Here is a 12,520-nt window from a genome sequence, read left to right on the forward strand (position 1 = left end):
CAACCTATTCTAACAACGATAGCACTTCCAATAATTTTTCTTTCATTAACCTCTCATCACCTTGAGTTTCAAGGTTCAATCTAAGTAATGATTCCGTATTGGATTTTCGAAGATTAAATCTCCAAGTTCCCATATCAACGCTGATCCCATCGGTATAGTCAATGTTGATAGCCTCTTTTTTATATGCTGTTAGCACTTTTTCTATTACAAAATCTGCATCTGAAACTTTTCTATTTATTTCGCCAGGTGATGGATATGCTGAGACTCTATTTTTGACTAAATTAGATAAAGAAGACTCTTTAACACAAAGAAGTTCTGCAACTAATAACCAAGGGATCATGCCTGAATCACAATATGAAAAATCTCTGAAATAATGGTGAGCACTCATTTCACCACCATAGATAGCATCTTCAGAACGCATTCTTTCCTTTATAAATGCATGACCTGTTTTACTTTGAATGGCTTGACCACCAGCTTTATTGACAAGATCTATGGTATTCCAACTTAAACGAGGATCATAAATTATCTTTTCACCAGGATTTTTTTGTAAAAAAGCTTCAGCTAAAAGGCCTACAATATAATAGCCTTCAATAAAGTCGCCATTCTCATCAAATAAGAAGCATCGATCAAAATCGCCATCCCAAGCAATACCCATATCTGCTTTATGCTCAATAACAGCATCAATAGTCTCTTGCCTGTTCTCTGGCAATAACGGGTTTGGAATACCATTAGGGAAATTCCCATCTGCTAAATGATTTATTTTTATAAACTCAATAGGTACATTTAATTTTTTAAATTCAACTTCCAATGAATCAATTACATGACCTGCAGCACCATTGCCTGAATTTACAACTAATTTAAGCGGTTTTATATTTTGAAGATCTACATAGGTTAATAAGTGCTTTACATATTGCTCTAAAGTAGAGGTACTCTTGATTGTGCCTCTTACAATTGTTTTTTCTTTAAAGTCTTGTGTCTCAGCCAAAACTTTAATATCAAATAGCCCTGTATCACCGCTGATGGGTTGAGCTTGAGCTTTAACAAGCTTCATACCATTAAAATTCATTGGGTTATGACTTGCCGTTACTTCTATACCACCATCTACTTTTAAATGAGATGTTGCAAAGTAGATTTCTTCAGTTCCTGTCATTCCAAGATCTAAAACATTAACCCCAGCATCCATTAAACCGTTTGCTAAAGATAACTTCAACTCATTAGAAGTAAGCCTAACATCAGCACCAACAACTACTGATTTAGGGGATAAAATATCTCCATATGCGCGCCCAATACGATAAGCGATATCCGCATTTAACTCTTTACCTATCTCACCTCTTATATCGTAAGCTTTAAAACAAGTTAACTTTTTAGACTCTACAACTGAGTTTGAGTTAATGTTTGCTCTTTTCTCATCTAATATTGCGTTATATGAATTTGATCCCTTTGACATTTATAAACCTTAAAAATCAAATTATTTAAATTAGTAGACTTAACTACGACCGTATTTATCTTTAAACCTTACAATATCATCCTCACCTAAATATGAGCCTGATTGCACTTCTATCAATTCAAGCGGAATAACACCTGGATTTTCTAACGCATGGACAACACCGATAGGAATATAAGTTGATTGATTCTCAGTTAATAATATTTCATTATCACCATTAGTGATTTTTGCAGTTCCAGACACAACAACCCAATGCTCAGCTCTATGATGATGCATTTGAACTGATAATTTTGCGCCTGGCTTAACTGTTATACGCTTTACTTGAAATCTTTCTCCGTTATCAAGAGAGTCATATTTCCCCCAAGGCCTATATACTTTACGGTGAAAAGTAGCTTCGCTTCGCACTTCTTTCTTCAACTCATTTACAATGGATTTAATTTCTTGTGCCTTATCTTTATGGGCAACTAAGACTGCATCTTTTGTATTTACAATAACTAAATCATCAACCCCAACTAAAGCAACAAGCTTATCATCACTCATAACTAATGAGTTCTGAGTATCGGTAGCCTTAATATCACCTCTGAAAACATTGCCATTATTGTCTTTCTCAGACACTTGCCATAAAGCGGAGAAACCACCGATATCATTCCAACCAGCATCCATAGGCACAACAACTGCATCAGTACTACCCACTTGTTGGCAAATAGGCTCCATAACTGCGTAATCAATAGATTCATCTGGACATGCTAAAAATGCTGATTTATTTATTCGAATAAAATCATTATCCACATCCTGTTGCTGCATTGATTTTTCACATGCTTCATATATATCAGGACGAAACTGTTTTAATACTGCCAAATAACGGCTTGCTTTAAACATAAACATACCGCTATTCCAATAAAATTCTCCAGAATGCACATAAGACTGAGCAGTTTCTAGATCTGGTTTTTCAACAAAGCTTGAAACTCTATAAGCAGAACCTAATTGATTTTTAACCATTTCTCCACGCTTTACGTAGCCATAGCCAGTCTCAGGTGTTTTTGCAACAATGCCAAAAGTAACAAGTTTATCATCTTGGGCATGAAAATAAGCTTGTTTAATCGATTTTTGAAATTTATATTTATTTTCTATTACATGATCTGCAGCTAAAACAAGCAAAATTGGCTCATCTTTATCTTGAATATTTTCTAATGCTTTAAATGCAGCCAGAGCAATAGCTGGTGCAGTACTTCTCGCTTCGGGCTCTAAAAATATACCGCTATGTTTCACACCTAGCTGCCGAATTTGCTCTGCTGCTATAAATCTATGCTCTTCATTACAAATAAGCATACTAGGTTGATTATTTAAACCTTCTAAACGGGATATAGTCTGCTGAAGCATTGTTTGCTCACCATAAAGTGATAAAAATTGCTTTGGGTAATTCCCTCTTGATAATGGCCATAACCGAGTACCAGAACCACCAGCCATAATTACGGGTAAGATCATAATAAAAATTCCTTTGTATTACTCATCATTATTTTTAACTGTTCGTGCCAATGACTTGCAGGGTAAATTTGATGTAATTGTATAGAATCAAGAAAGATAAATTGTGGTCTTTTATCTTTCTTTAATAAAATTAAGTTTTCTTTAAACTTTTATTAGTATATTGAATTACCTTCTTAATGTGTCAAGATACTTAACAAAACTTAGTATTAATAAAAATAGTTAGAGACTAGTATGTTTGGTAAGCACTTTTCCTCGTATTTGTTATTGCATTCTATTTATCTAGAAGCATAATAAAAACAAGCCTGCATTTAACATTCAGGCTAAATAAATCTTAATTATTTTGACAATTTTTTACGCATTTTATTTTTTCTGTGTTTCATCATTTTTTGCAGCTTTTCTTGTTGATCTTCATCTAATATATTCCAGATTTGATGTTTACCTCTGGCTTTAATAACAGATATTTCTAATTTGCTATCTTGATTACTGAGGAAAAAGTCACGAAAAGCTTGCTCATCAAATGTTTCGCTGTGTATTAATGCTTTAGTTTGCTGACGAGTCTCTTTACCAGCTTCTTTATATTGCTCTAAAGCCGACTTTTGTTGCTCTATAATTGATTTAATTTGTGATTGCTGTGCATCTGTTAAAGATAAAAACGATTTTGCACGATCAGATAACAACATGCGTTCAGGTGACATACCGGGTTTAGCAATAACTGAAAGACTGCTAAGTGAAGCCACTGATAATGCAGCGATTAAAAATACATTTGAGAATTTCATAATTAACCTTCCTATTAGTTGGGGAACGATTAAAAGTATAATCACTGTAATGAAAAGTAACGCAAACGTAAGTAAAGATTGTGTAAAGATAAACAGCCTTACCTAAAAAACGGTATGATTATATAAAAGAAGTTTAGGATAATTTAATGCAAATCTTATTAATTGATGATGATATTGAACTATGTGATCTTTTAAGTGAATACTTAGGGGTACATGGCTTTGATATTGTAACTGAAAATGATGGAAAAGCCGGTTTAGAACGTGCTTTAAAAGATGATTTTGCACTCATTTTATTAGATGTAATGTTACCAAAACTTGATGGTTTTGAAGTACTAAAGCAGTTTAGGCAAAAAAAATTGACTCCTTTAATTATGCTGACCGCACGTGGTGAAGATTTTGACCGTATTTTTGGTTTAGAACTCGGTGCGGATGATTACTTAGCTAAACCATTTAACCACAGAGAATTACTTGCACGTGTAAAAGCTATCACTCGAAGAATCGATCATATAAATAGCTTAAATAAAACACCAAGTCTTAATATGAATAGTATTAGAGTTTGCCCAAAGAGCCGTGAAGTCTTTGCTAATGAAAATGTACTCATGCTAACAGGTACTGAGTATGAAATTTTATTACTACTTATAAAAAATGCCAATGATATCATCAGTAAAGATGATATCAGTAACCAAGTTTTGGGTCGTAGACTCGTGGCTTTTGATCGCTCTATAGATATGCATGTGAGTAATATTAGAAAAAAAATCGCTGAGCATAGCCAAGGTGAAAAGATAAAAACGGTCAGAGGCTCTGGCTATATCTTTTTATCAGGGGAGTAAAAATGAAAATCTCCTCAATTGATCCTAGACGGTATTTATTTTTTAAAATATTTTTATGGTTTTGGTTAACTTTAGTCGCTACTGTTAGTTTATTAATTTTCTTAAGTAATATTGTAATTAACGATATTGCTTATGAACCCCTAAAAGGCCCTAAGCTAAAAAATTTACAGCATATTGCGCACAATATTGAACGCATGTCTAAAAAACGAGATACAGATATCCAAAAAATTGCAGATCATCCAAGAATAAAAAGATACCGCAGTTTATATTTTAAAGCTGAAAATCCTGAGAATAGCTTTTTGAACCGTAAAGAAGTAAAAGGGTTTGATGCTAGTTTACTTAGCTTTAGCAAAGACTTGCAACCTCAAGCTATTTTCGCCAAAGAGTTTCACGCTTTTGGGCCTATTAAAGTGGAAATAAAAGAAGGTTTATACTGGGTTTATGAAGTAAAACCTAATGGCAGGCAAAGTTTAGGAATTAAGCTGAAATTAATGCCAACTTGGCAAAAGTTAGCTGTATCTATAATCGCATCACTAGGCTTAAGTTTACTATTTAGTCGTACCTTAATTAGGCCTATTAACTCATTAAAAAATGCCGCATTTGCATTAGCTGATGGCAAGTTAAAAACACGTATAAAGGTAAAGCCAAACCGTAATGATGAATTAGCACAACTGACCAATGACTTTAATAAAATGGCTGAAAATTTAGAGAAACTCATGACAAGTCAAAAAAGGTTATTAGCGGATATATCCCACGAATTAAGATCTCCCTTAACTCGCTTGCAAATGGCTGCGGGTTTAGCGCAAATGCAACAAGACTCAAAAGAGAGTAACTATCTCTCCCGCATAGAAAAAGAAGCTAATACACTAGATGAAATGATAGGCGATGTTTTAAAGCTATCAAGATTAGAAGCCCAAAGCCAAATGCTAAATAAAGAACAACAGCCCTTTAATTTAGTATTAAAACCAGTTTTATCCGATGCTAAATTTGAAGCTAAGCAGAATAATAAGTCACTTAACATTATTGGTGAACAAAATAGTGAATTTTCATTTGATGGTCAAATTCTTTCAAGTGCTCTAGATAATGTATTAAGAAATGCAATTAAATACGCAAATAACGAGATCACTGTTAAGTTAAAACAAACTAAAGATGACATTGAAATTACGATATCTGATGATGGACCAGGCGTACCGGAAGCGGATTTAAATAATTTATTTGAACCTTTTTTTAGGGTTTCACAATCAAGACAGCGAAACTCTGGCGGTACAGGCTTAGGTTTGGCAATTTGTAAACATGCTATTTTAGCCCATAACGGCTGCATAAAATTGCACAACCAAAAAGATTCAGGGTTATCTGCCATAATAAAATTACCAACAAACACTGAAGGGGTTTAATGTTTTACAGTAGAGAAAGTGAACTTGTAAGTAACCAAAAGACAATAGAAAGTTTTTGGCAAAATAAAGTACAGCAAAAAATATTACCGACCTCAGGTGCTAACTTAGCCTTTGCTTATGTTATCCCTGAACAGGTTAAATATACCATAGTGGTAAGCTCTGGTAGGATAGAGTGTTTATTAAAATATAAAGAGCTTATTTGGGAATTTTATAACAATAACATTGCAGTTTTTATACTGGACCATAGAGGTCAAGGGTTATCAGAACGCACATTAAAAAATGCACACATCGGGCATATTAAGGATTTCTCTCAATACTCTACTGATTTTAACCAGTTTAACTTACAAGTTGTTGATAAGTATTCAAAAGGAAAAAAAATTCTGTTAGCTCACTCTATGGGTTCAGCCATTGCCTATAATTACTTAAATGAATATAAACATTCATTTGAAAAAGCCATTTTTTGCGCCCCTATGTTTGGCATTAATACAGGTAATATACCTTTATGGTTAGCTAAGTTTTTAGCGGTTAGCTTACATAAGCTGGGGTTTGGCGAAAGATACGCACCAGGTCAATCAAATTACCAAGCTAAAGATTTTAATGATAATGAACTTACACAAAGCAAAGCACGCTATCAGGTTTTCACAGACTGTTATCAAAATAATGAAAGTATAAAGTTAGGTGGAACTAGCATTGCTTGGCTTAATGGCGCTTTTAAATCTATGACTAAAGCGCTTAATAAACCAATTGATATACCAAGCTTAATATTACAAGCACAGGCAGATACCATAGTTTGTAATCAAGCCCAAACATTAGTGCATAATAAAATGCCACTTTCCAAACTGGTTATTTTAGAAAATGGCAAACATGAGTTGCTATGTGAAACAGATGATATTAGACAAAAAACACTTTCATTAATTTATGAGTTTTGTGACAAAACAGATAATGGGTCCTGATGTATTATAATATCAAGCTCGCCATCAATGCCCTCTTTTAATAAAGCCTCAACCTCTTCAGCTACCTGATGAGCAATAAGAAGTGGTAAATCATCATCTAACTCCACATGAAATTGAATAAACTTAGTTTTACCTGCTTGTCGTGTTCTTATATCGTGTAAACCATGTACTTTTGAATGACTATTAACTAACCGCTTTATGACTTGCTTTTCTTCATCAGGCAACTCTTTGTCCATTAAATGCGCCCCGCTTTCTACGCCAACTTCCCATGCGTTATAAAGCAAAAATATTGCTACACCTATGGTAAAGATAGGATCAGCAATAACCCAACCAAAACTTGCTAAGATCATCGCAGCCATAACGCTCGCATTTAATAACAAGTCGCCTTTATAGTGTAAAGAATCAGCTTTTATCGCAATCGAACCTGTTTTTTTAACAACCAAATTTTGAACAGAAATTAAAATTAAAGTACAAAAAATTGCAAATATACTCACGCCTATGCCTATATTAAAGCCTGAACTTGAGATTTCCACAGGGTTAATTAGCCTTTCAATACCATGAAATGCTAATAAACATGCACTGCCCGCTATAAATGCCGATTGTGCAAGCCCAGCTAGCGGCTCAGCTTTACCATGGCCATATCTATGATCATCATCAGCTGGCATTAAGGCATAGCGTAATACAAAGAAATTAATCAATGTTGCAGTAATATCCAATAAAGAATCGGTTAATGAACCTAGCATTGCAGATGAACCCGTTGAAAGCCAAGCCCACACCTTTGCAACTATCATTAAACTGACCATGACAATGGCTGTCCAGCTCGCAAGCTTTACCCAAAAATCATATCCTTTACCTTGCATATATAAAAATTCTCATTTAATTACTCGAATTGATAGCATACCATTTTTACTAAATTTGTTATGATGTTTATAACTTAATAAGCCGAGATTTTTATGTTAGATATCGTACTTTACCAACCTGAAATTCCACCAAATACTGGTAATATTATTCGTTTATGTGCCAATACAGGTTACGCATTACATTTAATAGAGCCTTTAGGTTTTGAATGGGATGATAAACGTATAAAGCGAGCAGGTTTGGATTATCATGAATTTAGCAATGTAAAAAGACACGCTAACTTAGAAGCTTATATTGAAAGTGAAAAACCAAATAAGATATATGCTTGTACAACAAAAGGTACTAAATTTTTTCATGAAGCCCCATTTGAAGCTGGTGACTGTTTGTTATTCGGTCCAGAAACCCGTGGCTTACCAATAGAAACAATTAATGCATTACCTGAAGAGCAAAGACTCAGAATTCCAATGCAACCAAACAGCCGAAGCATGAATTTATCAAATGCTGTATCTGTTTTTGTTTATGAATCTTGGAGACAACTTGGCTTTAAAGGCGCAAGTTAGACTCATTAACGTTAATTGCTAAACTCACATTTATAAAAAAACAAGCTAAGCTCTAATTACAAAAGGACTTGGCTTGTTGAAATATGACATCTGTAAATGCGCATAAATTTTGTCGTTTTACGCTCTTTTTTCTATTTTATTATTTCTTATTGTTTCACCTGTAACCCAGGCACAATCACCCATTGTTATTACTCAAACATCTCTTGATAATCAATTCAGTAAGCATATATCCCAAGATCCTAGAGGTGACTTCTGGTTATCTACAGACACTGGTGTATATCGCTTTGATGGACTGCACTTCAAAAAATAACCTCGCATATTATCCCTGGATTAAAAAGCTTTTCTTATAAACATATTTTGACAAACAAACATTTGATTTAGCTGATCAATAAAGAAAATAACCTTATAAAATATGATTTATCATCGAATAAAACAAAAGAGGTAATAACCTTAAACCAAGCTTTTATCAACCTAACAAAAAACAAACAAGGTACTGTTTGGTTACTCAATAATGATTTTAAGCTGAAATATATTAAAAATAATTGAGCCAAATAATGACTTAGGCTCAATTGAGGATAGTTATTATAATAAACATACAGACCTTATATGGTTAGCTACAAAAGAGGAAGTATGGAGCGCCATATTACAAAGTGAGTCGAATTTGTTATTTAATAAAGTCGCCTCAGGGGATACATCTAAGATATACGCCTCTGAAAAAAATGCCTTATGGGTAGTGATTAACAACAAGTTAAAACTATTCAATATCTTAACTAATAAGTTTACCTTCAGGCCAACACATATTACAAATTCATAATGCAAATGACCCCTTAATAAAAAATACCCAAATTACTTTTGTAGTTAAAAAAACACCATTTTCATTATTATGGTTTTTACTATTGACTAGTATCTGCCTGCTTTTAGCTATTTATCAAATTATTAAATTTAAAATAATAAAATCGACTCCGATACCTTAACTTCGGCTTTATTAAAACAAACAAAAGAAGCGATTTGGTTCGCTAATAATGAATTTAAAATTCAAAAAAGTTAATGAAATTTTCACTCAAATCACAGGCTTTGATGAGTCTCAAAGTAAATCTACTCCTGAACTTTTAAGCCAAGAACATAACTTATCACAAGGAATCGAAAACGAAGAGTTAGTGCTATTTTATCAGCCAAAATATAATACAAAGCAAAATAAAATAGTTGGTTTTGAGGCCTTAGCACGCTGGCCACAGCTAGATGGCACTATGGTAAGCCTGATGACTTTATTCCCATCGCTGAGAGTAACGGCATGATAGTGCCTCTCACTTTAAGCTTATTTAAACAAGCCTGCAAACAAATCAAACTATGGCGAAGTAGTATTGATTTAAATGGTCGCATTGCCATCAATTTATCGGCTAGGCATTTTCAGCAAGTAGATTTGGTTAAAGATCTGACTCATTGTCTTGCCGTTTATAATATTAGTGGGCGTACAATTGAATTAGAAGTCACTGAAAGTGCGATGATGGACAATCCTGACTTTGCTTTAAAGCAAATGAAAAAACTAAAAGCGCTAGGGTTACAATCGCACTTGATGATTTTGGTACTGGTCATTCATCTTTAAATTATTTAAAAAATTTCCCATAGATAGATTGAAAATTGATAGGTCTTTTATAATAGATATTACAAGCTCTGAACAAGATAGAAATATTACTTCAACTATCATTCAGTTAGCAAAGTATTTAAATATTGAGGTGATTGCTCAAGGCGTTGAAACTAAAGAGCAGGCTTATTTATTAAATATAATGGGGTGTCAGGTTATTCAAGGATATTATTTTAGCCGACCAATACCAGCGAGTGATGTGATTAACTTAATCAAACAGCCGACTAAAATACAAAATAGCTAACTTTCAGATTTCTTCTCTCTTCCAAGTAATGACATAGCAGCATCTTTAACATCTTTACCTTGATACAATACTTGATAAATTTGTTCAGTGATCGGCATTTCAACTCCAACTCTTTGTGCTAAGTTATATACTTCTTTGGTATTACGATAACCTTCAACAACCTGGCCAATTTCAGTAATTGCCTGCTCAACAGCAGAGCCTTTACCTAGCGCTAAACCAAAACGTCTATTCCTAGATTGATTATCCGTACAGGTTAAGATCAAGTCGCCTAAACCGGCCATACCCATAAAGGTTTCTGGTTTTGCACCTAAAGCAGATCCTAAACGACACATTTCAGCTAAACCACGGGTGATCAAAGCTGTTCTGGCATTGGCACCAAAGCCAGTACCATCAGAAACACCCGCACCAATTGCAATCACATTTTTAACCGCACCGCCCAGTTGCACACCAACAAAATCATTATTAGTATAAACACGGAACGAGCGACAACAATGCAATAAATCAGATAATGAATCGATTAAATCTGTATCAGTTGAAGATAAAGAAATTGCAGTTGGTAAACCTAATGCCATTTCCTTAGCAAATGTCGGTCCAGACAATACACCTAAAGACACTTCATCACCTAATGCATCTTTTGCGACATCTTGTAATAAACGTCCTGTATTTGGCTCTAAACCTTTTGTAGCCCAAACAATTTTAGTGCCTAGCTGTAAAAATGGTTTAATGCTTTTTAATGTATCGGCAAATGCATGACTTGGTACCACAACCAAAACGATTGGGCAATCACTGACTGCTTTTTCGATATCTGACTCTAAAGAAAGAGATTCCGGAAAAGTTACATCTGGCAGGTAACGCTGATTAGTGCGAGTTGATTCAAGTTCATTAATCGCACCTGAGTCTCTCCCCCATAAGCGTATAGGGTGTCCATTTCTCGCTAAACAAATAGCAAGGGCGGTCCCGTAAGAGCCCGCCCCCAATACTGTCACAGCATTTTTTGCTGTAATAGTCATAACTTAAGCGTTTACTTCAGTTGCTTGCTGTTCAGCTTGTGCAGCACGTTGCTGTACATATTGACCAAATAATGCGTCAAAGTTAACTGGTGCAAGGTTAAGCTGTGGAAAAGTACCACGGTTAACTAAGTTAGCTACTGTTTCACGTGCATATGGGAATAAAACGTTCGGGCAGAAAGCACCTAACATATGCGCCATTTGACCTTCTTCAAGCTCAGCAATTGCAAAAATACCAGCTTGTTGTACTTCACATAAGAATGCGGTTTCTTCACCTAAAGATGCAGTCACAGTAAGAGAAAGAACAACTTCAAATACACCTTCGTCTAATTTGTTAGAACGCGTATCTAAATCAAGTTTAACTTCTGGCGTCCATTCTTTTTGGAAAATAGCTGGAGAATTTGGCGTTTCAAAAGATACGTCTTTTGTAAAGATACGTTGAATTGAAAACTGTGGTGCTTGTTGTTCTTGTGCTACACTTTGTTCTTCTGACATTGTTATTTCCTATTGAAATCTATTTAATTATTTTAAAATTCTTTGGTAAAACTTATTACTAATTTAGTAATGTATCTAATTTACCTTGCGCTTCTAAATGCATCATATCATCGCAACCACCGATATGTTGTTCACCAACAAAGATCTGTGGCACAGTATAACTGCCGTTAGCTTTATCTATCATTTCATTTCTGAGTTCAGGCTGCTGACCAATATCGAATTCAGTAAATTCAATATTTTTATGGTTTAATAAAGCCTTAGCTCTGACACAGTATGGGCAATATGCTTTAGTGTAAATAACAACATTATTCATTTTCAATTCCTACTTACCTGAAGTCATCGGTAAACCAGCGCCTTGCCAAGCTCCAATACCACCAGTAAGGGTAGAAACTTGCGTAAAACCAGCTTTATATAAGCTATCTGCAACACCTGATGCCGTCATACCTGTGACACATACAACTATAATGGGATCGTTTTTATGCTTTTCAATAGTTGAAAACTCTTTTTGTTTTGCTTTTTCTGAAGCTAAATGAACTGAGTTTGCAATATGACCTTTATTAAAGTCAGCTTGAGCTCTTATATCTAAAATAACTGCATTTTCACGGTTAACTGCCATCGTTAATTGCTGAGGGTTAACCTGTTTTATAGGAGAAAACTTAGATTTAAACCAGCTCATGATTAGCATTACTGCAATACCAACCCAAATTAAACTTAACCCAATATTATTTGTAATAAATTCGATATATTGTTCCATTGACCTTCCAATTAATTCATTTGCATATAAAACAAAAGCAGCAGTATACATGCTCCTTTCTCTCAATACCAACTGAGT

Annotated in this window: 14 protein-coding genes and 1 pseudogene; 7 read left to right on the forward strand and 8 right to left on the reverse strand. The window is 34.3% G+C overall.

Annotated features, from left to right (window positions below; all coding sequences use genetic code 11):
* Positions 1-4: 4 nt before the first annotated feature.
* The 3 genes from PSA_RS16815 to PSA_RS16825 all read right to left on the reverse strand — a co-directional run bounded on the left by PSA_RS16815 (position 5) and on the right by PSA_RS16825 (position 3,705).
* Positions 5-1,447: a phosphomannomutase gene (locus PSA_RS16815; RefSeq protein WP_082305761.1), complete on the reverse strand. Its 1,443-nt coding sequence runs from the start codon at positions 1,445-1,447 to the stop codon at positions 5-7.
* A gap of 39 nt (positions 1,448-1,486) precedes the next feature.
* Positions 1,487-2,929, reverse strand: coding sequence for a mannose-1-phosphate guanylyltransferase/mannose-6-phosphate isomerase (locus tag PSA_RS16820; protein WP_042148132.1), 1,443 nt, complete (start codon positions 2,927-2,929; stop codon positions 1,487-1,489).
* A 335-nt stretch (positions 2,930-3,264) separates the two neighbouring features.
* Complete coding sequence (locus tag PSA_RS16825) at positions 3,265-3,705, reverse strand: Spy/CpxP family protein refolding chaperone (protein WP_042148134.1); 441 nt, start codon at positions 3,703-3,705, stop codon at positions 3,265-3,267.
* A 146-nt stretch (positions 3,706-3,851) separates the two neighbouring features.
* On the opposite strand from PSA_RS16825, the gene PSA_RS16830 reads away from it, so the two are divergent.
* Genes PSA_RS16830 through PSA_RS16840 form a run of 3 tightly spaced genes read left to right on the forward strand, consistent with a single transcriptional unit; the run spans position 3,852 to position 6,882 of the window.
* Positions 3,852-4,535 carry a response regulator gene (locus PSA_RS16830; protein ID WP_042148138.1) on the forward strand — a complete coding sequence of 228 codons (684 nt, stop codon included), beginning with the start codon at positions 3,852-3,854 and terminating at the stop codon, positions 4,533-4,535.
* Between the two features lie 2 nt (positions 4,536-4,537).
* Positions 4,538-5,929 (forward strand): ATP-binding protein, encoded by a 1,392-nt coding sequence (locus PSA_RS16835; RefSeq protein WP_042148141.1) that lies wholly within the window; start codon positions 4,538-4,540, stop codon positions 5,927-5,929.
* Positions 5,929-6,882 carry an alpha/beta fold hydrolase gene (locus tag PSA_RS16840; RefSeq protein WP_042148145.1) on the forward strand — a complete coding sequence of 318 codons (954 nt, stop codon included), beginning with the start codon at positions 5,929-5,931 and terminating at the stop codon, positions 6,880-6,882. Before PSA_RS16835 ends, PSA_RS16840 begins: the two co-directional genes overlap by 1 nt.
* On the opposite strand, the gene PSA_RS16845 is transcribed toward PSA_RS16840, so the two are convergent.
* Positions 6,846-7,742, reverse strand: coding sequence for a cation diffusion facilitator family transporter (locus tag PSA_RS16845; RefSeq protein WP_082305762.1), 897 nt, complete (start codon positions 7,740-7,742; stop codon positions 6,846-6,848). The genes PSA_RS16840 and PSA_RS16845 overlap by 37 nt on opposite strands.
* Positions 7,743-7,835: 93 nt before the next feature.
* Between PSA_RS16845 and trmL the strand changes: the two genes are divergently transcribed.
* From trmL to PSA_RS26890, 4 genes and pseudogenes are all read left to right on the forward strand, one after another.
* Positions 7,836-8,300, forward strand: a complete 465-nt coding sequence (gene trmL, locus PSA_RS16850) for a tRNA (uridine(34)/cytosine(34)/5-carboxymethylaminomethyluridine(34)-2'-O)-methyltransferase TrmL (protein WP_042148148.1) — start codon at positions 7,836-7,838, stop codon at positions 8,298-8,300.
* Between the two features lie 109 nt (positions 8,301-8,409).
* Positions 8,410-8,610, forward strand: a complete 201-nt coding sequence (locus PSA_RS25365) for a hypothetical protein (RefSeq protein WP_127924175.1) — start codon at positions 8,410-8,412, stop codon at positions 8,608-8,610.
* Between the two features lie 712 nt (positions 8,611-9,322).
* Positions 9,323-9,903 (forward strand): annotated as a pseudogene (locus tag PSA_RS27270) (EAL domain-containing protein).
* Between the two features lie 28 nt (positions 9,904-9,931).
* Positions 9,932-10,186, forward strand: coding sequence for an EAL domain-containing protein (locus tag PSA_RS26890; RefSeq protein ID WP_052380095.1), 255 nt, complete (start codon positions 9,932-9,934; stop codon positions 10,184-10,186).
* Here the strand turns inward: PSA_RS26890 and gpsA are convergent.
* The 4 genes from gpsA to PSA_RS16885 are packed head-to-tail and all read right to left on the reverse strand — an operon-like array spanning position 10,183 to position 12,442.
* Positions 10,183-11,196: an NAD(P)H-dependent glycerol-3-phosphate dehydrogenase gene (gene gpsA, locus PSA_RS16870; protein WP_042148152.1), complete on the reverse strand. Its 1,014-nt coding sequence runs from the start codon at positions 11,194-11,196 to the stop codon at positions 10,183-10,185. The two genes, PSA_RS26890 and gpsA, sit on opposite strands and share 4 nt — an antisense overlap.
* A 3-nt stretch (positions 11,197-11,199) precedes the next feature.
* Complete coding sequence (gene secB / locus PSA_RS16875) at positions 11,200-11,688, reverse strand: protein-export chaperone SecB (RefSeq protein ID WP_042148155.1); 489 nt, start codon at positions 11,686-11,688, stop codon at positions 11,200-11,202.
* A gap of 58 nt (positions 11,689-11,746) precedes the next feature.
* The gene (gene grxC / locus PSA_RS16880; protein ID WP_042148158.1) at positions 11,747-12,001 is read right to left on the reverse strand and encodes a glutaredoxin 3; all 255 of its coding nucleotides are present in this window, start codon (positions 11,999-12,001) and stop codon (positions 11,747-11,749) included.
* A 9-nt stretch (positions 12,002-12,010) separates the two neighbouring features.
* Positions 12,011-12,442 carry a rhodanese-like domain-containing protein gene (locus tag PSA_RS16885; protein WP_042148217.1) on the reverse strand — a complete coding sequence of 144 codons (432 nt, stop codon included), beginning with the start codon at positions 12,440-12,442 and terminating at the stop codon, positions 12,011-12,013.
* Positions 12,443-12,520: the final 78 nt, after the last annotated feature.

Origin of the sequence: Pseudoalteromonas sp. '520P1 No. 423', assembly GCF_001269985.1 — a bacterium.
In the GTDB taxonomy this organism is placed as follows: domain Bacteria; phylum Pseudomonadota; class Gammaproteobacteria; order Enterobacterales; family Alteromonadaceae; genus Pseudoalteromonas.